The following is a 22,642-nucleotide window of genomic DNA, read 5'->3' as shown; positions in this document are numbered from 1 at the left end:
GTTACCTCGGTTCCTGGACGAAGGCGGATGAAGCGATCAGATTGACGCGGCCGTCGCCGTCCTTGGTCAGGTGGGTGCCCAGCCCCCAGGTCGGAAAGATCGGCTCAAATTTCATGCAGGCGCGGATGAACATCAGTTCGTTTGACTGGCCGTTCACGAAGGTCCGCACCGGCTGAACCTCCTCGACACTGTCAATGCAGTCAGGTGTCGGGTCGATTGGCGTCCAGGCGTAGGGGTTGATCCGGAGCATTTCCAGGCGCAGGGACGTGTTGCATTCGTCGATGAAGCCTGAGCGGGTGCAGATCTCATCGCGCAGCTGGTCATGGCTCATGTCGCCGCCGGTGCTGAGGCGGATGGTGCGGACCGTCTGGTCCAGCGCCCGCTCCAGCTGGGAATGGCGCAGGTTGATCATCCCCAGTTCGACGGTCGACATCAGGATCATGATGAAGGCCGGGATGACGATGGCGAATTCCACGGTTGCGTTGCCATCCTGCTGCTGCCTGAAACGGCGCAGAGTGTTTGCTGCAAGGCGGATCATTGGGTCAGCCTCAGCTGGCGGATCGAGGTGGCGATGGACGAGAACGCATCGGAGATTTCCAAGCCCTCCACATCGAAGAAGTGGGCGGGCGAGCTGGCGCAGTCTTCAAGCACCCTGATGCCCTTGGTCGGGGCCTCGAAGCCGACCGAATAGACGATCACGCCCTGATCCTTGGTGATGTCGCAGATCGTCTTGGTGTGCTGGTCCTTGGCGACGCGGTTGTGGAAAGTGCGGCCTGCCGTGTACCAATAGGCCCAGGCGTCGGAGGTGTTTCTGTAGAGATTGCGGGCAATCGAGGCCAAGGAGACGCGGGCGTGCAGTTGCTGATAGGTCAAGCGCTCAGAGGTGCCGGGCTCCTCTATCTCTGCGCAGTAGTAACAATTCTTGTATGTGCCCTCACCGAAAACGTGGTCCTCCCAGCGTCCCTTTGAGTACCAATAGTAGTTGTTCCCGCTGGGGTTGTAGATCGAGAATACGCCGGCCTCTTCATTGTACCAGACTTCCGAGAGACCGTCCCGGCGGCTGTTGTTCAACATGTATTGGTTGGTATTCTGGCCGTCGGACATCAGGATGATGATCTTCAGCGTGTCGCCGCTGCCGTAATCGGTGGGGCGGTTGCGGAAAGCCGCGTCAATTTCGCCATCGTCAACCAGCGCGTTCACAACACCGCGCGCCGTGGGGTCCAGCAGGGCGCTGCCCCATTTCATCCCGATATCGATCGAGGTGTTGCCGGAGGCGGTCAGGCTGTCGATGTAGGCATGCAGTTTTGCGGCATCATTGGTGAAGGGCAGAATGGCTGAGCCTTCCCGGGTCGGGCAGACGGGATTGTCGATCATGTTCATCGAATAGGTGAACGTGTCGAAGTGCGCGGTGCGGATCAGGTTTTCATCCTGATTGAGCGTGTGTTTGCTGAACTGGTCCTTGATGAAATTCACGCAGTAGGAATAGTCATGCTCCTGCGAAACGTTGGGGTATTTGCTGAGCAGCTCCTTACCGGCATTCACCTGCGTCGCATACGGGATGATCGAGATCGACAGGTTGGTGACATCGGTATTGGTGGTAATCTGTGTCACAAAGGACTTCGCGGCGGCCTGCAGGTTCACCAGCCGGTTGCCGGAGTTCATGGAGCCGGAGATATCAAGCACCATCGAGATTTCGACGCTGCCGATGGTCTCTTCCGCCCGGGAGTTTGCGTAGAGGGACATGTTGTCGCCGCCTGCGAACTTCAGCAGATAGGCCTCGAAATCGGTGTTGATCGTCGCCTCGACACTTTTGTAGCCAAGACCCTTCTGATCATCGGGGTCGGAATAGTACTGCTGCAGCCCGGCCTTGGTCAGATAGTCCAGAACGACAGCGTCGGCGTCCAGGGATTGGTCCAGATCCGCCGCGGCGAGCACTGCCCGGTCGAGCGTGTACTGCAGCTCGGTCCGGTCGCGCTCCATCCGCATCAGGTCCACCCCGATGCCGCCGACCGCAAGCATGGCCAGGAAGGTGCCGATCATCGGCTTCGCCAGAACCCCGTCCTCTTCGCGCAGGAAGCTTTGCACCTTGGACAGCCCGGGCAGCCTGAGCGGGCTGCACAGCGCAGTGGAGTTTTTGTGACGCATGTTCATCGTAACACCCCCTAAATGCCCTGCCGGCTCTGGAACGGGTCTGCACGGCTTTGGCAGCGGAATTTACGTTTATTAATGCTTGGTAAAGGTGGCGGAATTGGGGCGCCATTTTGCCGAAATAGCTACGATTGTAATGGACCGGAGGTCCAATATTCCGCTGTTGCGCCGCGTTGTCGCGGTGGTGCGTACAATGGCTTCCGGGCGGGCGGCGAATCGTCAACCTTTGGATAAAATGAGAATCTTTTTGGCAGGGAATGGTCAAAAAGGTCGCACTCCTTAATTATCTCTGCATAGAGTGAGGGCATCATCGGCAGCGAGTCGATGTTTGATCACGGAGAAGTTTTTAGATGAGCAGCCGCACAGAGCCGAGCTTCCGCGAAAGCGTGGACCTGATGTTTAACCGGGCCGTATCCCTGATGGATCTGCCGCCGGGGCTGGAGGAAAAGATCAGAGTTTGCAACGCAACTTATACAGTGCGGTTCGGGGTGCGCCTGCGCGGTGCCATGCACACGTTTACCGGCTACCGTTCCGTCCATTCCGAGCATATGGAGCCGGTAAAAGGCGGTATCCGTTATGCCACCGGCGTGAACCAGGATGAGGTTGAGGCGCTGGCGGCGCTGATGACCTATAAATGCGCCCTGGTGGAGGCGCCGTTCGGCGGCTCCAAGGGGGGCTTGTGCATCGACCCGCGCGAATATGACGAGCATGAGCTGGAGCTGATCACCCGCCGCTTTGCCTATGAGCTGGCCAAGCGCGACCTGATCAACCCGTCGCAGAACGTGCCCGCGCCCGACATGGGCACCGGCGAGCGCGAGATGGCCTGGATTGCAGACCAGTACGCGCGGATGAACACCACCGACATCAATGCCAAGGCCTGTGTCACCGGCAAGCCGCTGAATGCAGGCGGGATCTCCGGCCGGGTCGAGGCGACCGGGCGCGGCGTGCAATACGCCCTGCGCGAGTTCTTCCGGTATGAGGAAGACAAGGCCGCCGCCGGCCTGTCCGGCAAGCTGGAAGGCAAGCGCATCATCGTTCAGGGGCTCGGCAACGTCGGCTATCACGCGGCCAAGTTCCTGTCCGAGGAAGATGGCGCGCTGATCACCGGTATCATCGAGCGTGATGGCGGGCTTTACAGCGCGGACGGCCTGGACGTGGAGGCGGTGCGCAACTGGATCGTCAAGCACGACGGCGTGGCCGGTTATCCCGACGCGCAGTTCGTCGAAGACGGCGCGCTGCTGCTGGAGGAAGAATGCGACGTGCTGATCCCGGCCGCGCTTGAAGCGGTGATCAACCTGTCCAACGCCGAGCGTGTCAAGGCGCCGCTGATCATCGAGGCCGCGAACGGCCCGGTGACTGCAGGCGCGGACGAGATCCTGCGCAAGAAGGGCACGGTCATCATTCCTGACATGTATGCCAACGCAGGCGGTGTGACGGTGTCCTACTTTGAGTGGGTCAAGAATCTCAGCCATATCCGCTTCGGCCGGATGCAGCGCCGTCAGGAAGAGGCGCGCCACCAGCTGGTCATCGACGAGCTGCAGCGCCTGGATGACGTGATGGGCGATACCTGGTCGATGTCGCCGCACTTCAAGGAGAAGTACCTGCGCGGCGCGGACGAGCTGGAGCTGGTCCGCTCCGGTCTCGATGACACGATGCGGGTGGCCTATCAGTCAATGCGCGAAGTCTGGCACAGCCGCGATGACGTGACAGACCTCCGCACCGCCGCCTATCTGGTGTCGATCGACAAGGTCGCCAAGAGCTATCACGCCAAGGGCCTTTGACGGGCCGAACGGGCGGACTGCAAGGTTGCGCAACAGCGGCGGGGCGGAGGGGAAACTCTCCGCCCCGTTCTTATTCCCGCCTGCAGGCTGCACGTTATCTGCCGCCGCAAATAATACTGGACACAAGTGATCAGTTCGTGTGATTTCCAGCAAAGCCGTGCTGATGTGCCGCAAGTTGAGGGTTTGGGCTAGGAGCTGCAGGCGAAAGCAGGTAGCAATGCCGCCAAGGCCCGGGCCGGTAATTTTCCGGGTGCGGACAAGTGATTTGACGGGGAGGGACGACATGCGGTTTTCGGGCTGGCGTGTGCTCCGGGAGGGGCTCACCGGAAACAAGGGGTGGAAGCCCCATTGGCGGGATCCTGAACCCAAATCCGAATATGACGTGGTGATTATCGGCGGCGGCGGCCACGGGCTGGCAACCGCCTATTATCTCGCCAAGGAACACGGCATCACCAATGTCGCGGTGCTGGAAAAGGGCTACCTCGGCGGCGGCAACGTCGGCCGCAACACCACCATCGTAAGGGCCAACTACTACCTGCCGGGAAACTCCGAATTCTATTCCCACTCGCTGAAGCTGTGGGAAGGGATGGAGCAGGACCTGAACTACAACGCGATGATGTCCCAGCGCGGTATCATCAACCTGTTCCATAACGACGGCCAGCGCGATGCAGCCGTGCGCCGGGGCAATGCCATCGTCAACCAGGGCGATGACGCGGAGCTGCTGAGCCGCGAACAGGTGCGCAAGCTGGCGCCGTTTCTGAACTTCGAGAACAACCGCTTCCCGATCATGGGCGGGCTGATGCAGCGCCGCGCCGGAACCGCGCGGCACGACGCGGTGGCCTGGGGCTATGCCCGCGGTGCCGACATGCGCGGGGTGGACCTGATCCAGAACTGCGAAGTCACCGGGATCGACGTGGAAGGCGGCAAGGTGGTGGGGGTGCAGACCGTGCGCGGCCCGATCCGGGCGAAGAAAGTGGCGCTGGCGGCTGCGGGCCGCTCCGGCCAGGTGGCGGCGATGGCGGGGCTGACGCTGCCGGTCGAAAGCCACGTGCTGCAGGCCTTTGTGTCCGAAGGGCTGAAGCCCATCGTCGATCACGTGATCACCTTTGCCGAAGGGCATCTTTATATCAGCCAGTCGGACAAGGGCGGGCTGGTGTTCGGCAGCTACCTGGATTTCTACAGCTCTTATGCGGCGCGGGGAAACCTGCCGATGGTAGAGCATACGATGGAGACCTTTGTGGCGATGGTGCCGGCGGTCAGCAAGGCGCGTCTGCTGCGCAGCTGGGGCGGCATCATGGACATGACGCCTGATGGCTCCCCGATCATTGATCATTCGCCTATTGACGGGCTCTACCTGAACTGCGGCTGGTGCTATGGCGGTTTCAAGGCGACGCCGGGATCGGGCAGCGTTTATGCGCATCTGATCGCCACGGACCGGCCGCATGGTGCTGCCGCCAGATTCAAGCTCGACCGGTTCCGCAGCGGCGCTGGCCTGATGGATGAGGAGGGGACCGGTGCGCAGCATAACTTGCATTGATCGTGCCTCCGCCGCGGCAGGGGGCGCTGCCCCCTCGGCCTTGCGGCCTCACCCCCGGAGTATTTTTGCAAAGATGAAAGGGCGCCGGTCATGAGGATTACCTGTCCGCTCTGCGGTGAAAGGGACCGCCGCGAATTCTATTACAAGGGTGCCGCGCTGGTGCGTCCGGCTGAGGGCGCGGATCTGGACGCCTGGCATGGTTATGTGAACCTGCGGGAAAATCCGGCCGGGCCGCTGGATGAACTGTGGTATCATGAGATGGGCTGCAATTCCTGGCTGAAGGTCACCCGCAATACCGCGACGCATGAGATTCTGGCGGTGCAACTGGCCTCCGAGGCCGGGCTGGGAGGTGAGACATGAGACTTCCCGGGAAAGGTTTGAACCAGGGTGCGAAGCCGATCACCTTTGTCTTCAACGGCCGCCACATGATGGGGCTGGAGGGCGATACGCTGGCGGCAGCGCTTCTGGCAAATGGCGTGCACCTGGTGGGGCGGTCGTTCAAGTACCACCGCCCGCGCGGGGTGCTGACCGCGGGCAGCGAGGAGCCGAACGCGCTGGTGACCATCGGCACCGGCGGCCAGCAGGACCCGAACGTGCGCGCCACCCAGCAGGAGCTGTTTGAAGGGCTGGAGGCGCGCAGCCAGAACTGCTGGCCCTCGGTCGAGCGCGACGTGATGGCGGTGAACGATCTGGCCGCGCCCTTCTTTGGTGCGGGGTTCTATTACAAGACTTTCATGTGGCCTGCGGCGTTCTGGGAGCAGCTCTATGAACCGCTGATCCGCAAAGCGGCAGGCCTTGGCGCGCTGTCAGGCGAGGCGGACCAGGACCGCTATGAGAAGGCCTTTGCCTTCTGCGACGTGCTGGTGATCGGCTCCGGCCCTGCCGGGCTGATGGCGGCGCTGACTGCAGGCCGGGCCGGGGCGGATGTGATCCTGTGCGAGGAAGACAGCCGTATGGGCGGCCGCCTGCTGGCCGAGCGCGAGGAAGTTGGCGGCAAGCCGGGCCATGCCTGGGCGGCAGGGGCAGTGGCCGAGCTGGAGGCGATGGACAATGTGCGGCTGATGACCCGCACTGCCGTCACCGGCGCTTATGACCAGGGCACTTACGGCGCGCTGGAACGGGTCTCGCACCACCTGCCGCGTCGGCATTCGCTGAAGGGCAGCCATCTGCCGCGCGAGTGTTTCTGGCGGATTGCGGCCAAACACGCGGTGCTGGCGGCAGGCGCAATCGAGCGCCCGGTGGCCTTCCGCAACAACGACCGCCCCGGCATCATGATGGCGGGCGCGGTGCGCGCCTATCTGAACCGCTGGGGCGTGGCGCCGGGGGAGCGGGTTACTATCTTCGCCAACAACGATCAGGCGCATCGGACGGCGCGCGACCTGCATGACGCGGGCGTGCATATCGCGGCGGTGATCGACAGCCGCCACGAGGCGCCGGATGGCGGCCCTTACCAGGTGATCAAGGGCGCGCAGGTCTGCGACAGTGCCGGGCGTCAGCGGCTGGAAAGCATCACCGTGCGCTCAGTCAAGGGCGAGGAGAAGATCCAGACCGACTGTTTGGCGATGTCCGGCGGCTGGAACCCGTCGGTGCATCTGACCTGCCACCTTAACGGCCGTCCGGTGTGGAAGCGCGAGGCGCTTGCCTTTATCCCAAGCGAAGGCGCGGTGCCGGGCATGGTTGCCGCAGGCGCCTGCAACGGCACATTTTCCACCGCAGGCGCGCTTCGCGAGGGCGCGGAGGCGGCTGCAAAGGTTCTGGAGGCGCTGGGCCTGAAATCCTCCGCCGCCGATCTGCCGCAGGCGGAGGACGACCCTTATCGCATCGCCGCTTTGTGGGCGGTGCCGGGTAAGGGCCGTGCCTGGCTCGATTTCCAGAACGACGTGACCGTCAAGGATGTGAAACAGGCGGCGGTGGAGAACTTCCGCTCTGTCGAGCATATGAAGCGTTACACCACCCAAGGCATGGCGGCCGATCAGGGCAAGAACTCCAATGTCGCGGCACTTGCGGTGCTGGCGGATGCCACCGGGCAGACCATTCCGGAAACCGGCACCACCACCTTCCGCCCGCCGTTTGTGCCGGTCGCCATCGGGGCGATGGGGGCGGGGGCCACGGATGAAGGCTTCAAGCCGCAGCGTTTTCTGACCTCGCATGGCGAGAGCGACACCCGCGGGGCGCATCAGCTGGAGGTGGGCCTGTGGTACCGCGCCGCCTATTTCCCGAAGCCGGGAGAAACCAACTGGCGCCAGTCCTGCGACCGCGAGGTCACTTTGGTGCGCAATGCGGTCGGGATCTGCGATGTCTCCACCCTGGGCAAGATCGACATTCAGGGCGCCGATGCGGGCAAGTTCCTGGATTTCCTTTATACCAATACCTTCAGCACCCTGAAGGCGGGCAAGGTCCGCTATGGGCTGATGCTGCGCGAAGATGGGTTTGTCATGGATGACGGCACCACCGCGCGGCTGGGCGAGAACCATTTCGTCATGACCACCACAACCGCTGCCGCGGGGCAGGTGATGGCGCATTTGGAGTATGTCGCCCAGGTGCTGCATCCGGAGTGGGATGTGCGGTTCACCTCGGTGACGGAGCAGTGGGCGCAGTTTGCGGTCGCCGGGCCGAAGTCTCAGGAACTGCTGAATGGCCTCGTGGATGAGGACGTCAACAGCGAGACCTGGCCTTTCATGGGTTGCGGCGCGGCGACCGTGCTGGGCGTGAAGGGGCGGCTGTTCCGGATTTCTTTCTCGGGCGAGCATGCCTATGAACTTGCCGTCCCCGCGCGCTATGGCGAGAGCCTGTTCCGCGAGTTGCTGAAGCGGGCCGAGGCGATGGGCGGCGGTGCCTATGGCATGGAAGCACTCAATGTGCTGCGGATCGAGAAGGGCCTGATCACACACGCGGAGATCAACGGCACCGTGACTGCGTTTGATCTGGGCCTGCAGGGAATGATGTCGACGAAGAAGGACTTCCTGGGCAAACCCATGTCCACCCGCGAGGGGCTGATGGCCGAGGATCGGATGCGCCTGGTGGGCCTGAAACCCGTGGGAGCGGCCAAAGAGATCACCGCCGGTGCGCATCTGTTCACGCCGGGCGATCCGGTCGAGCGGATTTATGACCAGGGCTATGTCACCTCGGCCGGCTATTCGCCGACGCTGGGGCACCCGATCGGCCTGGCGTTCCTGAAAGAGGGGCCGGACCGCATTGGCGAGACCGTGCGCCTGGTCGACCATATGCGGGGTGCCGACACTCTGTGCGAGGTTGTCTCGCCTGTGTTCTTTGATCCGGAAGGAGACCGTGCCCGTGGCTGAACTGATTGCGAAAAGCCCTTGCGACGGGCTGCTGCCGGTGACCGTCGGCGGCATGAGCCTGACGGAGGAGCACCCCGGCGACATGTGGGCCGTGGCGCCCTTCAATGGCGAGGATAAGGCGCTGAGCCAAGCGCTGGAGGCTGCCCACGGCATGGCATTCCCCGCGGCAAACCGTGCGACGGGCAAGGCGGGCAGCCGGGCTGTCTGGTTCGGCCGCGGCATGGCACTGCTGATAGGGCCGGAGCCCGACGCCAAGCTGGCCGAGCACGCGGCGCTGACGGACCAGAGCGACGCTTGGGCCGTGGTGAGGCTGGAGGGGCGGGGCGCAGAGGACGTGCTGGCGCGGCTGGTGCCTGTCGACCTGCGGGCCGCTGTGTTCAAGCGCGGCCACACGGTGCGCAGTGAGCTGAAGCATATGATGGCCTCGGTGACCCGCACCGGCCCGCAGGCGTTTCAGATCATGGTGTTCCGCTCGATGGCCAAAACGCTTGTGCATGATTTGAAAACAGCCATGGAAGCTGTCGCGGCGCGGGGGTAACCTCTGGGGATCACCAACTGATTCCCGGAGCGCATCTATGATCCGCATCGTCCTTGCAGCCGCCTTGCTGGCGGCGCCGGCCTATGCTTCTGAAAGCAAAGAACAAAGCTGTAAGTACCAGGGCCAGGTCATGGCCGCAGTGCAGCAGGCGCGTCTGGACAGGGTGCAGCAGGAAGATGTGGAGCAGACCATTCTGGGCAGTGAGCCGGAATGGCCCGCGGCCTATTCCAAGGCGATCCCGCAGCTGACAAGCCACGTCTACGCGATGAAGCGGCGCGACCTGAAAGGCACCGACCTCGGCGCGCTGTTCGAACAGCAGTGCCTGCAGAACTGGGATCAGATCCAGGCGATGCAGAAACAGCTGAAGTCTAACTGATATGTCCCTGCCGCCCGGCTTTTTGGATGAACTGCGCACCCGCATCAGCATTTCTGATGTTGTCGGGCGCAAGGTCATGTGGGATCAGCGCAAATCGCAGCCGGGCAAGGGCGACTACTGGGGGCCGTGCCCTTTTCATCACGAGAAAACCGCATCCTTCCATGTCGAAGACCGTAAGGGTTTCTACTACTGCTTCGGCTGCCACGCCAAAGGCGACGCGCTGAAGTTTGTGCAGGAGACCGAGAATGTCGGTTTCATGGAGGCGGTGGAGATCCTGGCCGGTGAAGCGGGCATGGAGATGCCCAAGCGCGACCCGCGCGCGCAGGAGCAGCAGGACCGCCGGACGCTGCTGGCCGATGTGATGGAGCAAGCGGTCCAGTTTTTCCGCCTGCAGCTGAAAACCAATGCCGCCCGCGACGCGCGCGCCTATCTGCAGCGCCGCGGCCTGACGGCGCAGGCGCTGGACCGCTGGGAAATCGGCTTTGCCCCCGATGGCTGGCAGAACCTTTGGGATGCGTTGCGCGGCAAGAATGTGCCCGAGGACCTGATCATCGGGGCGGGCCTGGCCAAGCCCTCGAACAAGGGCGGCAAGCCTTATGACACCTTCCGCAACCGGATCATGTTCCCGATCCGCGATGCGCGCGGGCGGGCGATTGCCTTTGGCGGCCGGGCGATGGACCCGAATGACAACGCCAAATACCTGAACTCGCCCGAGACTGAGCTGTTCGACAAGGGCCGCAGCCTTTACAATCACGGGCCGGCACGGGCGGCCTCTGGGCGCGGCTCCACGCTGGTTGTGGCCGAGGGCTATATGGATGTGATTGCGCTGTCCGAGGGAGGTTTCCAATCCTCCGTTGCGCCGCTGGGCACCGCGATCACGGAAAACCAGCTGCAGATGCTGTGGCGGATGTCGGATGAGCCGATCATCGCGCTGGACGGCGACACCGCTGGCATCCGTGCGGCCATGCGGCTGATAGATCTGGCGCTGCCGCTGCTGGAGGCCGGTAAATCCCTGCGTTTTGCCATCATGCCCGAGGGCAAGGATCCCGACGACATGATCCGCAGCGAAGGTCCGGAAGCGGTGCAGGCGGTGCTGGATCAGGCGATACCGATGGTCAAGCTCTTGTGGCGGCGCGAGACCGAGGGCAAGGTTTTCGACAGTCCCGAGCGCAAGGCGGCGCTGGACAAAAGCTTGCGGGAAAAGATCAAGCTGATCCGCGATCCCTCGATCCGCAAGCACTATGGCGAAGACGTCAAGGAAATGCGCTGGCAGCTGTTCCGCGGCAGCCGGGGCGGCGGCGAGGGCGGTTATCAGCAGCGCGGCGGCAGGGGCGGCGGCTTCCGCGATGGCGCCCGCGCGCCCTGGAAACCTGGCAAGGGGTTCGGCGTGATCCCGCAGCCGCGCGCAACCACCCGGGCCTCGCTGGTCGCGGGTGCCGACGATGAATCCTTTGCTGCGATGCGCGAGGCGGTGATCCTGGCGACGGCGATCACCACCCCGGCGGTGATCCCGGAATTCGAAACCAGTCTGGAGCGTCTGCAATGCGCCGACCCGGATCTGGCGCTGCTGCGCGACATGGTGCTGCGCCACGGCATCGACGCGCCGGAGCGGCTGCGCGAGGAAATCGACTGGTCTTTGGGGCCTCATGCCCTTGAAAACCTGTTTGGCCTTCGCCACGTTGCAATCATCCCTTGCCTGCGCAAACCCGGCGACACCGAACTGGCCAGCATGACCCTGGCCGAAGAGCTCGCGAAACTTGAAGCGCTGCGCGGATTGGATGCGGAACTGGCAGAAGCCGAAGAGGATTTGCATGGCCTTGCCGATGAGGCGCTGACCTGGCGGCTGCGGCAGGCGGCGGAGGCCAAGAATAAAGCGGTGCGCAGCGAAAACGAGGACCAGGCGCAGTATGACGTGGGCAAGAATGGCGCGCGGCTCAACCGGGATGAGCGTGATGCCTTCGGCGCCCTTTTGGACCGGATCGGCTTTTCAGAGAAGTGACACGCAGGGGTGATTCTGCGTTTTGCTAAGGAAGAGCACAGGAAAATTGGGTAAACGGGGTGACGAATCGGATGATCGCGCACATGATTCGCGTGATTCGAACTGCCCCGCAGCCCCTGAGTAGGAGCATTGAATGGCCGCCAAAGACACCGACGACCGCAAACCTGACGATCAGGACGCCGAAATCTCCCTTGATATGAGCCAGGCTCAGGTCAAGAAGATGATCGCGGAAGCCCGCGAAAAAGGCTACATCACCTACGATCAGCTCAATCAGGTTCTGCCGCCGGATCAGGTCAGCTCGGAACAGATCGAAGACGTGATGTCGATGCTCAGCGAAATGGGCATCAACATCATCGAGGACGAAGAGGCCGAGGAAGAAGAGAACAAGGGCGCCACCGACCTTGTGACCACCGAAGGCCCGCGCGAGGTTGCGCTGGCAGGCGCGCAGACCGAGAAGCTGGACCGCACCGACGACCCGGTGCGCATGTACCTGCGCGAAATGGGCTCGGTCGAGCTGCTGAGCCGCGAGGGCGAGATCGCGATTGCCAAGCGCATCGAGGCCGGCCGCAACACGATGATTGCGGGCCTGTGCGAAAGCCCGCTGACCTTCCAGGCGATCACCATCTGGCACGACGAACTTCTGTCCGAGGACATTCTCCTGCGCGACGTCATCGACCTGGAGGCCACTTTCGGCAACCAGCTGGACGAGGACGGCGAGGAAGAGACCCCGGTGGTCGACGCTTCCGCGGTACAGGCCGCGGCCAAGCCGGCCAGGGAGGAAGGCCCGGAGCTGGACGCCGACGGCAACCCGATCTCCACCGACGACGATGACGACGAGGACGATCAGGCCAACATGTCGCTGGCCGCGATGGAGGCTGCGCTCAAGGACCGGGTGCTGACCACGCTGGAGCGGATTTCCACCGACTTCGCCGAGCTGAGCGAAATGCAGGACAGCCGGATCTCGGCCACTCTGAACGAGGACGGCTCCTTCAGCTCGGAAGACGAGGCGCGCTACCAGTCGCTGCGCTCCGAAATCGTTGAACTGGTGAACGGCCTTCACCTGCACAACAATCGGATCGAAGCGCTGATCGACCAGCTTTACGGCATCAACCGCCGTGTCATGCAGATCGACAGCTCGATGGTGAAGCTGGCCGACCAGGCCCGCATCAACCGCCGCGAGTTCATTGACGCCTACCGCGGCCGCGAGCTGGACCCGAACTGGCTGTCGGAAATGGGCGAGAAGCCGGGCCGCGGCTGGCAGATGTTCATTGAACGCTCCACCGACAAGGTTGAGGAGCTGCGCTCCGACATGGCCCAGGTGGGCCAGTATGTCGGTCTGGACATCTCTGAATTCCGCCGCATCGTGCAGCAGGTTCAGAAGGGCGAGAAAGAAGCCCGCCAGGCCAAGAAGGAAATGGTCGAGGCCAACCTGCGCCTGGTGATCTCCATCGCCAAGAAATACACCAACCGCGGCCTGCAGTTCCTGGATCTGATCCAGGAGGGCAACATCGGCCTGATGAAGGCGGTCGACAAGTTCGAATACCGCCGCGGCTACAAGTTCTCGACCTATGCGACCTGGTGGATCCGTCAGGCCATCACCCGCTCCATCGCGGACCAGGCCCGCACCATCCGGATCCCGGTCCACATGATCGAGACCATCAACAAGCTGGTCCGCACCGGCCGCCAGATGCTGCACGAGATCGGCCGCGAGCCGACCCCGGAGGAACTGGCCGACAAGCTGCAGATGCCGCTGGAGAAGGTCCGCAAGGTGATGAAGATCGCCAAGGAGCCGATCAGCCTTGAAACCCCGATCGGGGACGAGGAAGATTCGCAGCTGGGCGATTTCATCGAGGACAAGAATGCTGTGCTGCCTCTGGACAGCGCCATTCAGGAAAACCTCAAGGAAACCACCACCCGGGTTCTGGCCTCGCTCACCCCGCGCGAGGAGCGGGTCCTGCGGATGCGGTTTGGCATCGGTATGAACACCGACCACACGCTGGAGGAAGTCGGCCAGCAGTTCAGCGTGACCCGCGAACGGATCCGCCAGATCGAGGCGAAGGCGCTTCGGAAGCTGAAGCACCCCAGCCGCTCGCGCAAGCTGCGCAGCTTCCTGGATCAATGAGCCTGATCCCCTGGATCATGGATTATGATCCGGGGGATGCGCTGTCTGAGCTGGAGCGTGCAATTGTTGCTGCAGCCTTTGTTCAGGTGCCGACCCTAAAGAGTTCGGTGAACGAAGAATTAAGCGTCGTTCACCGGAACTATACCGTTCATGGATTGTATACGGATTTCCGGCCTCAAAATTCTGCAGGCTATCCCGAAAGGGCCGTGTTGGAGCCCCTGGATATTTTCGTCGATAGCGAGAGTATCGAACACGGCGCTTGCGCGGCAGTATACTACATTGATGACTGCCTGCTCGGACTTGAGCTGGCCAGCTACGGTGGCAATGTTGCTCTTCCTGTAACGTCATTTTCGATTGTGTGGCAGTCGAAGCCCGCCGAGATTTCATCTTAGCGGCCAAGGGGGGCTGAGGGTGAAGGTTTTCAGTTCGAATTTCGATAGCCTCATCGTCTTCGACGGCGAGTGCGTTCTGTGCTCTGGTTTCTTCCGTTTCATGCTGCGCCATGACCGGGCGGGGCGGTTCTCTTTTGCCACCGCGCAGTCGCCGCTAGGGCAGAAGCTGTACCGGGACCACGGTCTGTCCGCAGATGAGTTCGAGACCAACCTGGTGATTATCAACGGCCGCACTTACCAGCGGCTCGATGCCTTTGCCGCGGCGATGCGGGCGCTGCCCTGGCCGTGGCCGGTTCTGTCGGCCTGCCGGTTTCTGCCGGGATGGCTCAAAGATCCGCTTTATTTCAGCGTCGCCCGCAACCGCTACCGTCTGTTCGGCCGCTATGACCGCTGCATGATCCCCAGCCCGGAGGTCCGCGCCCGCTTTGCTGCCGGGGGCTTTGGCACATGAGGGACGCCTTTGGCGAGATCATCGCAGCGCAACGGCTGGAGGTGCCGCCCGCTCTGCTGCGGTTCCACGCGCAGCCGCCGGAGCGCAGCCAGGGCGTTGTCACGGTTGAGGGCGGCAACGGCTGGGCGCGGCTGCTGGCCGGTCTGGCAGGGTTTCCGCCGCCGATGCCCCGCACCCGCTTCCGGCTGGATGTCGCCCCGCAGGGCAGGGGCCATGTGTGGCAGCGCAGTTTCGGCAAGTACCAGACCCGCTCGCGCCTGCGGTTTGATCCGCGCAAGGGGCGGGCCGTGGAACGCTTCGGGCCGGTGGAGCTGGAACTGGCGGCCTCGGTCCAGCAAGGCGCGCTGGTGGTGACAGTGGAAAGGGCGCGGCTGTTCGGCCTGCCGCTGCCCCGCGCCCTGTGCCCGCAAAGCGCGTCAATGGAGTATGAGACGCCGAAGGGGCACCTGGGATTTGACATCTCTGCCAGCCTGCCGCGGATCGGCCTGCTGGTGCGCTACAGCGGCCATATCGTGCTGCCGGAGCTGGACGTCAGGCGTTAACCATTTGGTAACCCTGGCGTTGTTCCGCGCGGCGGCGGCGCGTAAAATCCCGGGTATCGCCAAAGGTCTTCCGGGGGGAAGAAGATGTCTGAACACGCCGATATGAATGAGGCGCTTGCCGCGCTGACGGACAAGCTCCGTTCGCTCAACGATCTGGTGACGGCCAACCAGTTCATGGTCGAGGCGCTGGCGCAGCAGGGCGGCACCCTGCAGCAGTTGGACGCCAGCAGCTCCAAGGCCATGCTGCGGCGCCAGGCCCGGGTCAGGTTCCACCCGGAAACCGGCACAGCGCCCAACGCTGCCGTTCTGGCTGTCCTGGAGGAGGTTCTGGGCCGCCAGCAGGAAAGCGCGGAGATCATTCCGTTCCCGGTTCGGGCCTGACATCAGCCTGCACACATCTGCGAGAGCAGGCGCCCCAGCCCGCAAGCGGCGCTTGGAGCCCTTGCCGCCAATCCCTATGCTGAAAGAAGCAAAGGGATATTTCCGGATGAGAAACTTCATGTGCGCGCTTGGCCTGGCCTGTCTCGGCGCGGTTCCTGCGGCCGCAGAGCCTTTCCTCGCCAACCGGGGCGTGCGGGTGCTGCCGGTCGATGAAATCATCTACGAGGTGGTGCCGGGCAGATCCGGAGGCACCTGGGATTACTGGTGCGCCGCCGCCCAGTATGCCCGCCGGGAACTGGGGGCAAACTGGACCGACCGTTTCTATGTGGTGCGCGGACGGGACATGAGCGTGACGACCGGCCGCCGCTCGTCGGTGCAGTTCACCCTGTACCCCAAGCGGGCCGGCATCACGCCCAAGATCGGCTGGCTGTCGCTTGGCTTCCGCCCCGGCGAAAGCATGTCTGTGCAGCAGGGGTATGGCTACTGCGCGCAGGCGTCCGCGTTGTAACCGGCGCTGCAGGCCCGGGCACGCACGGCAGTGTGACTGGCTTGTGTCTCAAATCTTCCTACCCTTGAGGGGGAGCCGCCCGGCCGGGCGGGCAACCTTCAGACCGGAGGGAAGATCACATGAAACCAGCAACCGCCGCCACGGTCCTTGCCGCGTCCTTGATCCTGGCGCTGCCGGACGTGTCCGCCGCCAACGCCAGCCGCCATAGCATCCGGGTCAATGCGGTGTCCGATGGCGTCTTCGAAGTCATTGCCCGCAGCGGCAACGGCTATCTGTTCTGGTGCGGCGCTGCGGATCACGTGCAGCGCGTGCTGCGGCGGCCCTGGAGCACCAGCCTGTATATCTACCGCGGCCTTGGTCCCAGCAAAACCACGGGGCGCCGCTCCGCGGTTCAGTTCACGCTGGACCCGAATTTGGCGGCTGCCGCACCGGCGGGCGGATACGGGTCTGTTAACAGCCTGCAAGCTGGTGATACAATGAGTGTGTTAAGGGCCCATGAGTACTGCTTCGTGCCGTTTGGGCGGCCCTGAAACCAGATTGATCCGCGGCCGCCGCGGCGGCGGGGAAGGGGATTGAAATGAGCATTAAAAAACTGTGGCTGCCAGGGCTGCTGGCATTGGTTCTGGCCGTTCCGGTGCCCGCTTCCGCCTGGCGGGCGATCAACCGGAACGAGGTGCTGCCGGTCTCCGAAGGTGTTTGGGAAGTGGTGGCCCGGAGCCGGTCCGGCGCACAGGACTACTGGTGCAGCATCGCTGACTTCGCCATCCGCCAGCTGCGGGCGCCGGTGAACCAGCGGATTTACGTCTGGCGCGGCGAGGGGCCTTCGGTCAACCGGCCGGGCCGCAAGGCGGTGCAATTCGCCTTTGGCCTGCCGCCCGGGGTGCCTGACCGCTCCGGCAGCCTGTCGCTGAACGTGCGGCAGGCGGGCGACAGCCTGCGGGTGACGGCAGCGCAGACCTATTGCTATGACCGGCTGCCCGGGCGCGACCGCTGGCTGCCGTAACCAGCGGTTTTATGAGCCGCCTCAGTTGCCTGCCGGTCCGGTTTGCGCCAAAACTGCCTCATGCATCATGAATTCACCATTCCGACGCGGGGGCAGGGCCTTTATGAGTTTACTGCCGGGATACAGTCCTGGGTGGCCGCAATCGGCCTGCAGGAGGGGCTGCTGACGCTGTTTGTCCGCCACACATCCTGCTCGCTGCTGATCCAGGAAAACGCCGACCCCGAGGTGCAGACAGACCTGCGGGCGTTCTTTGCCCGGCTGGTGCCGCCCTCGAACCATCCGTCGATGTCTTACCTGCGCCACACCTATGAAGGCCCGGACGACATGCCTGCCCATATCAAGGCAGCCCTGATGCCGGTGAGCCTGACCATCCCGGTGGCGGGCGGCGCGCCGGTTTTGGGCACCTGGCAGGGGGTCTACCTGTTTGAACACCGCGATGCCCCGCACCAGCGCCGGGTGGCGGCGCACTTGGAGTAACCCTCTTTATCTAGCGGCGGGAAATCACCTCTACCCAAATTCTGGAGGGTAGCCTATAGTTGTGGATAACCGGGCCGATCCCGGCACTAATAATCAAACTGACAGGATTGAGGAAGCAGGCGGATGCGCTGCCCATTTTGCGGAAATATCGACACTCAGGTCAAGGATTCACGCCCCGCCGAAGATCATGTTTCGATCCGCAGGCGCCGGTTCTGCCCCGCCTGCGGCGGCCGGTTCACTACCTATGAGCGGGTGCAGCTGCGCGATCTGGTGGTCATCAAGACCAATGGCAAACGCGAGGATTTCGACCGCGACAAGCTGGAGCGTTCGATCCGCATCTCGATGCAGAAGCGCCCGATTGAGCCGGAACGCATCGACCAGATGATTTCCGGCATCGTGCGGCGGCTGGAAAGCATGGGCGAGACCGACATCCCCTCCAAAAAGATCGGCGAGATCGTGATGGAGGCGCTGGCCCGGATCGACACCGTAGCTTATGTGCGCTTTGCCAGTGTTTACAAGAACTTCCAGGCGGCAGACGACTTCGAGGATTTTGTCCACGAGCTGCGCCCGCCGGCGGCCCCGGAAGAATAATGGACACAGATCACCGTTACATGGCGCTGGCGCTGTCCCTGGGGCGGCGCGGGCAGGGCAATTGCTGGCCGAATCCGGCTGTGGGCTGTGTCATCGTGCAGGGCCGACGCATTGTGGGCCGCGGCTGGACCAAGCCGGGTGGCCGTCCCCATGCGGAAACCGAAGCGCTGGCGCAGGCCGGTGAGGCCGCCCGCGGCGCCACCGCCTATGTCACGCTGGAGCCTTGCGCCCATCAGGGGGCAACGCCGCCCTGCGCGCAGGCGCTGATCAAGGCCGGGGTGGCGCGGGTTGTGGCCGCGATCGGGGACAGCGATCCGCGGGTTTCCGGCCAGGGCATCCGGATGCTGCGGGACGCGGGCATCCGGGTGGACACGGGCGTCTGGGGCGCCCAGGCGGCACGCGATCATGCCGGGTTCTTCCTGAAGACCGAACAGGGCCGTCCGCTGGTGACGCTGAAGCTGGCCAGCAGTTTCGACGGCCGCATTGCCACCGGATCGGGGCAGAGCAAATGGATCACCGGGCCGGAGGCGCGCCGCGCCGTGCATGCGATGCGGGCGCGCCATGACGCGGTGATGGTCGGCGGCGGCACGGCGCGGGCGGATGATCCCTCGCTGACGGTGCGCGATCTGGGGGTGGAGCGGCAGCCGGTGCGGGTGGTGATCTCCCGCCACCTGGACCTGCCGCTGATGGGCCAGCTGGCCCGCACGGCCAAACAGGTGCCGGTCTGGCTCTGCCACGGCCATGGTGCGGATCAGGAGCGTATTCAGGCCTGGGAAGGGCTGGGGGCCAAGCTGATCCCCTGCGCCTCGCACGGGGTGCAGCTGGACGCGGCGGATGTTCTGCAGCAGCTGGGGCAGGCGGGTCTGACCCGTGTGTTCTGCGAGGGCGGCAGCGCCTTGGCGGCTTCGCTCCTGGCCTTTGATCTGGTGGATGAGCTGATCGGTTTCACCGCCGGTCTGGGGATCGGCGCCGAGGGGCTCCCCTCGATCGGGGCCCTGGGCATCGGCCGGCTGGAGGAAGCGCCGCGGTTCGAGCTGGTCGAAACCCGCCCCCTTGGCCCTGACATCCTGCACCGCTGGACCCGCGCGCTGCGCTGACGGCCTGCTATCTTTCCTGTCAGGCGGTTTCTCCCGCCCGTCGCCGGAGCATGGTCATGCTCCGCTCCCGTTGGGCGTGGCCCGGCGCCTTGCGCCGGGCCACGCCCAAGGCCGCCAAAGATGCGCTGGCGCCAGCCAGGGCGTCCTGCGGGCGCGGGAGGTCTGCCGGTGCCGCTTGCTGCTGGGCTCAGCGCCAGAGGCGGGCGTAAGTCGCAAACAGTCCCTGAAGTTTGGAGAGCAGGCGGTTGCCAAGGCCCGGATGCGGCAGGCGGCCTTCGCGCAGGCGCCGCACCGCCACCTCTACCGGGCAGGGCTGGCCGGTCACCGGGTCGAAATAGCGCGGGTAGTCGATCAGCGCCGCATGGGCGAGGCCCAACAGCGGCACCTGTGCCGTCCGCCAGGGCGGCACCGGCGCCAGATCCGCGGTCAGCCCCCAGCCGGCATAAAACGGCGTGCCCAGCGTCGTCACCTTCACCCCGCGCAGCAGCGCCTCGAACCCCAGGAGCGAGGTCATCGTCCACACCTCCTGCACGTTCTCCAGCAGGGCCATGGGGTCTGCCTGCGCGGCGACAATGTCCGCCAGCCCCTCGGCATTCACCTGGCCTTTGCGCAGCCCGGCCTCCACATCCGGGTGCGGCTTGTAGATGATCACCGCCTCCGGGTTGGCGTCCCGCGCGGCGCGCAAAAGCTCCAGGTTGGTCCGCACCTGCCCGGCGCCGCACAGGATCGACGCATCATCCTCCACCTGGCCCGGCACCAGGATCCGGCGGCCGTCCGGCAGCGCCGGGACGGCGCCGCCAAGGTTGTATTTCGACACGCCGTCCCGGACCAGCGACTGCACCAGGCGTTCGGCCCGCAGCGCCTCCGCCTGGGTCATGTCCACCCGGCGGGCAATCAGCGCATCCAGGCCGGAGGGCGTGCGCGGATCGTAGTAGATCCCGCTCCGGTCGGTCACCAGCGACAGCGGCGGCACCAGCTCCGCGCCCAGTCCGCGCGAGCGCAGGAAGCCGTCCTCCACCCGCACCGCGCCTTTATGCGCCTCTGTTGCCTTGCCGGCCCAGACCATCCAGTTGCGGCCACTGGCCTGTGCCTTGGCCGGGTCTTCGGTGAACAGCACCTTCTTTTCTGCGCCATAGAACTGTTGCAGCGGCCTTCGCTTCCACATCCGCATTCCGGAGGCGGCCCAACCACAATGGTCCTGCCGCCAGGCGCGGACGCGCGCCTCCAGATTGTCCAGCACCGTTTCCAGCTCGCACAGCTCATCCCGGAACGGGTCGTGCCATTTCGGGTAAAGGATCATCGCCGCCGCAAACAGCTGCGACCGTGTCAGCCGCCGCTGCCGCCGCGCGGGCGGCGCGTCGTCCGTGCTCAGCCCCCAGCCCGCATAAAACGGCTGGCCGAAGACCCGCGGCTTGTGGCCTGCCAGGATCGCCTCGAACCCCAGCTGCGACGAGACGGTATAGACCCCGACCGCGCCCTCCAGCAGCGCCCAGGGCGACACGCTGCCGGTGAACAGCTCGACCCGCCCCTGTGCGTCAAGGGCGCTGAAATAGCCCGCCCGGTAGCCGTGCAGCGTTTCGGGATGGGTCTTGATCAGCACCCGCGCGCCGGGGTGCTCCTCCTGGGCAAAGGCCAGCATCTCCAGAAACCGGGCGCGGTCCGCGCGCGATGCGGTGACGGAGGCATCGTCCCGTGCCTGGTCCGCCACCAGCACATAGCCGGGCTCCGGCACCGGATCTTCGGGATCAAAAGCGTTGTATTTGCTGAGATGCGCGGCTTTGAGCCGCGCAACCGCATCGCGCGCCCGGCGCATCAGATGCGCGTCATCCAGCGGGTGGCTGGCCAGGAGCTGCTCCAGATCCGACGGCACGCCAGCGTCGAAGTGCACTCCGGCGCTGTCCAGCAGCAGGCCCGCAGGCGGCTCCCCGGCGCGGCCGGGATGGACCGAGCGCAAGAAGGCATCCTCGACCCGCAGCAGCCCGCAGCCGCGCTTCTGCGCCACTGCCAGCCCGCGCTGCGCCGTGGGGGAGGCGCCCCAGATGCCGACGAGGTCTTCGGGCTGCGGCAGCCCCAGCCGGATATCGTAGCCGGATAATTGCAGGATGCGCCGCACCCGGCGCTGGGTCAGAAAGCCGCCGTTGTAAACAAAAAGCCGGGACGCAGCGCTCCCGGCTTTGTGCTGGCCTGCGGTCAGGCTCATGCTGTTTTAGCTGCCGTCCAGCGCGGTCGAAACGCTCGACAGGGATCCGACCGGCGTCACCAGCAGCGAGATGGTCTTGGTCCACTGCGCATACGGCGCTTCGGTGACATAAAGCGTGTCGTCGTCGCGGATCACAAAATCGCGGGCGACAAACAGCCCGTTCGGCTGTGTCAGGTTCAGCACATAGACCATGCGCTGGGCGCCGATCAGATCGTCGCGGCCCAGCACCTGGTTGGCGATTTCGGCAGGCTCGTTGCGCAGCACAAACACGCCCGTAGGGTCCGAGGCGGTGGAGATCAGGCCGCCGACCTGGGCAATGGCCTCCAGCGCGGACAGGTCCTGGCTTTCAAACGGCACCCGCGCCTGGGCGGAGGTTGCGCCAAGGGCGGTGAAGGAGCGGGTGTCCTCCTCCACCAGAATGCGGTCGCCGCCGCGCAGGGCGACATCCAGCGCCGGGTTGTCGAACAGGTCCTGGAACCAGATCTTGCCCTTTTCGTGGCCGCGGATCACGGTGACCTGGGCAATCTCCGGCTGGATCGTCACACCGCCGGCCTTGGCCAGCATGGAGGACAGGGTCCGGGTCGGGCGTTCGATCGGATAGACGCCCTGGGCGCCGACGGAGCCGGTGAGGCTGACAGTCGCCCCGTCGCCTGCCAGGCGGCGCACCTGCACCTGCGGATCCGGGGTCTGGTCTTCCAGCTTCCGGGTGATGGTCTCGCGCAGCTGATCCGGTGTATTGCCGGACGCCCGCAGGCGGCCCGCATAGGGCACAAAGATATAGCCGGCGCTGTCGACCTGCACCTCTTCCAGCACGGTGGCATTGGTGGCCTCGGCGGCCAGCAGCCCGTCATCGACGTTTTCCCAGACCGTCAGGCCCAGCACATCGCCGGGGCGGATGGTGTCAGAAGTCAGCCGCCCCGCCGAGGTGAACCCGGAGGAGAACCCCAGGGCAGGCACCACCGCCGTGGCGCGGGCCACCCGGTCGTTGACGGAGACGATAAAGGCATCGCCTTCCCGCTGCACGGACCCGGCGAAGATCTGGCGCTTGTTGGGGCCGACTTTGGGCAGGCCGCAGGAGGCGGCCAGCGTCAAGGCGGCCAGCATGGCCACCGGACGCGCCCAGCGAAGGGGAACGGATTTCACTGCTCGGTCTCCTCGACCAATTATTGTTTGCCTCAAGTTTTACCGGCAACCTAA

Annotated in this window: 22 protein-coding genes; 18 read left to right on the top strand and 4 right to left on the bottom strand. The window is 64.4% G+C overall.

The genetic code is table 11. The annotated features are described in order from the left end of the window. Nucleotide 1: 1 nt before the first annotated feature. Together B2P87_RS13360 and B2P87_RS13355 are read right to left on the bottom strand one after the other, a co-directional pair. Complete coding sequence (locus B2P87_RS13360) at nt 2-538, bottom strand: TadE/TadG family type IV pilus assembly protein (protein WP_141889839.1); 537 nt, start codon at nt 536-538, stop codon at nt 2-4. After that, a complete protein-coding gene (locus B2P87_RS13355) occupies nt 535-2,151 on the bottom strand; it encodes a TadE/TadG family type IV pilus assembly protein (RefSeq protein ID WP_141889840.1) in 1,617 nt (538 codons plus the stop codon). Before B2P87_RS13355 ends, B2P87_RS13360 begins: the two co-directional genes overlap by 4 nt. 347 nt (nt 2,152-2,498) lie before the next feature. On the opposite strand from B2P87_RS13355, the gene B2P87_RS13350 reads away from it, so the two are divergent. The 18 genes from B2P87_RS13350 (at nt 2,499) to ribD (ending at nt 19,245) form a co-directional block, all read left to right on the top strand. Beyond that, nucleotides 2,499-3,929 (top strand): Glu/Leu/Phe/Val family dehydrogenase, encoded by a 1,431-nt coding sequence (locus tag B2P87_RS13350; protein ID WP_058284329.1) that lies wholly within the window; start codon nt 2,499-2,501, stop codon nt 3,927-3,929. A 283-nt stretch (nt 3,930-4,212) separates the two neighbouring features. Next, a complete protein-coding gene (locus B2P87_RS13345; protein WP_058284330.1) occupies nt 4,213-5,466 on the top strand; it encodes a sarcosine oxidase subunit beta family protein in 1,254 nt (417 codons plus the stop codon). Between the two features lie 90 nt (nt 5,467-5,556). Further along, nucleotides 5,557-5,826, top strand: a complete 270-nt coding sequence (locus B2P87_RS13340) for a sarcosine oxidase subunit delta (RefSeq protein ID WP_141889841.1) — start codon at nt 5,557-5,559, stop codon at nt 5,824-5,826. After that, nucleotides 5,823-8,768 carry a sarcosine oxidase subunit alpha family protein gene (locus B2P87_RS13335; protein WP_141889842.1) on the top strand — a complete coding sequence of 982 codons (2,946 nt, stop codon included), beginning with the start codon at nt 5,823-5,825 and terminating at the stop codon, nt 8,766-8,768. The genes B2P87_RS13340 and B2P87_RS13335 overlap by 4 nt, the downstream gene beginning before the upstream one ends. After that, nucleotides 8,761-9,306 carry a sarcosine oxidase subunit gamma gene (locus B2P87_RS13330; RefSeq protein WP_141889843.1) on the top strand — a complete coding sequence of 182 codons (546 nt, stop codon included), beginning with the start codon at nt 8,761-8,763 and terminating at the stop codon, nt 9,304-9,306. Before B2P87_RS13335 ends, B2P87_RS13330 begins: the two co-directional genes overlap by 8 nt. Before the next feature lie 37 nt (nt 9,307-9,343). Beyond that, on the top strand, nt 9,344-9,682 hold the full coding sequence (locus tag B2P87_RS13325) for a hypothetical protein (protein ID WP_058284334.1): 339 nt from the start codon (nt 9,344-9,346) through the stop codon (nt 9,680-9,682). A gap of 1 nt (nt 9,683) precedes the next feature. After that, a complete protein-coding gene (gene dnaG, locus B2P87_RS13320) occupies nt 9,684-11,681 on the top strand; it encodes a DNA primase (protein WP_141889844.1) in 1,998 nt (665 codons plus the stop codon). A gap of 133 nt (nt 11,682-11,814) precedes the next feature. After that, nucleotides 11,815-13,803: an RNA polymerase sigma factor RpoD gene (gene rpoD / locus B2P87_RS13315; RefSeq protein ID WP_141889845.1), complete on the top strand. Its 1,989-nt coding sequence runs from the start codon at nt 11,815-11,817 to the stop codon at nt 13,801-13,803. Beyond that, nucleotides 13,800-14,195, top strand: coding sequence for a hypothetical protein (locus B2P87_RS13310; RefSeq protein WP_141889846.1), 396 nt, complete (start codon nt 13,800-13,802; stop codon nt 14,193-14,195). Before rpoD ends, B2P87_RS13310 begins: the two co-directional genes overlap by 4 nt. Before the next feature lie 19 nt (nt 14,196-14,214). Then, nucleotides 14,215-14,646: a thiol-disulfide oxidoreductase DCC family protein gene (locus tag B2P87_RS13305; RefSeq protein WP_141889847.1), complete on the top strand. Its 432-nt coding sequence runs from the start codon at nt 14,215-14,217 to the stop codon at nt 14,644-14,646. Then, nucleotides 14,643-15,188, top strand: coding sequence for a DUF4166 domain-containing protein (locus B2P87_RS13300; RefSeq protein ID WP_167510241.1), 546 nt, complete (start codon nt 14,643-14,645; stop codon nt 15,186-15,188). Before B2P87_RS13305 ends, B2P87_RS13300 begins: the two co-directional genes overlap by 4 nt. An 84-nt stretch (nt 15,189-15,272) precedes the next feature. Further along, the gene (locus B2P87_RS13295) at nt 15,273-15,569 is read left to right on the top strand and encodes a hypothetical protein (protein ID WP_058284340.1); all 297 of its coding nucleotides are present in this window, start codon (nt 15,273-15,275) and stop codon (nt 15,567-15,569) included. A gap of 106 nt (nt 15,570-15,675) precedes the next feature. Beyond that, a complete protein-coding gene (locus B2P87_RS13290; protein WP_244940782.1) occupies nt 15,676-16,077 on the top strand; it encodes a hypothetical protein in 402 nt (133 codons plus the stop codon). Between the two features lie 119 nt (nt 16,078-16,196). Continuing rightward, on the top strand, nt 16,197-16,607 hold the full coding sequence (locus B2P87_RS13285) for a hypothetical protein (RefSeq protein WP_141889849.1): 411 nt from the start codon (nt 16,197-16,199) through the stop codon (nt 16,605-16,607). A gap of 47 nt (nt 16,608-16,654) precedes the next feature. After that, entirely contained in the window at nt 16,655-17,080 is a 426-nt protein-coding gene (locus tag B2P87_RS13280; protein WP_058284342.1) for a hypothetical protein, read from the top strand. 60 nt (nt 17,081-17,140) lie between these two features. Then, a complete protein-coding gene (locus B2P87_RS13275) occupies nt 17,141-17,557 on the top strand; it encodes a secondary thiamine-phosphate synthase enzyme YjbQ (RefSeq protein ID WP_141889850.1) in 417 nt (138 codons plus the stop codon). A gap of 123 nt (nt 17,558-17,680) precedes the next feature. Next, nucleotides 17,681-18,148 carry a transcriptional regulator NrdR gene (gene nrdR / locus B2P87_RS13270; protein WP_058284344.1) on the top strand — a complete coding sequence of 156 codons (468 nt, stop codon included), beginning with the start codon at nt 17,681-17,683 and terminating at the stop codon, nt 18,146-18,148. Beyond that, nucleotides 18,148-19,245, top strand: a complete 1,098-nt coding sequence (ribD, locus tag B2P87_RS13265) for a bifunctional diaminohydroxyphosphoribosylaminopyrimidine deaminase/5-amino-6-(5-phosphoribosylamino)uracil reductase RibD (RefSeq protein WP_141889851.1) — start codon at nt 18,148-18,150, stop codon at nt 19,243-19,245. The genes nrdR and ribD overlap by 1 nt, the downstream gene beginning before the upstream one ends. A 187-nt stretch (nt 19,246-19,432) precedes the next feature. On the opposite strand, the gene B2P87_RS13260 is transcribed toward ribD, so the two are convergent. Both B2P87_RS13260 and B2P87_RS13255 read right to left on the bottom strand, forming a co-directional pair. Beyond that, the gene (locus B2P87_RS13260) at nt 19,433-21,445 is read right to left on the bottom strand and encodes a capsular polysaccharide biosynthesis protein (RefSeq protein ID WP_141889852.1); all 2,013 of its coding nucleotides are present in this window, start codon (nt 21,443-21,445) and stop codon (nt 19,433-19,435) included. Nucleotides 21,446-21,451: 6 nt separating this feature from the next. Continuing rightward, the gene (locus tag B2P87_RS13255) at nt 21,452-22,588 is read right to left on the bottom strand and encodes a polysaccharide biosynthesis/export family protein (protein ID WP_141889853.1); all 1,137 of its coding nucleotides are present in this window, start codon (nt 22,586-22,588) and stop codon (nt 21,452-21,454) included. Between the last annotated feature and the right edge of the window lie 54 nt (nt 22,589-22,642).

The organism is Leisingera sp. UBA4491 (genome assembly GCF_002388965.1).
Taxonomy (GTDB): Bacteria; Pseudomonadota; Alphaproteobacteria; order Rhodobacterales; family Rhodobacteraceae; genus Leisingera; species Leisingera aquaemixtae.
The sequence above is the reverse complement of the archived record's forward strand: the minus strand, read 5'-3'. Positions and strand labels throughout refer to the sequence as shown.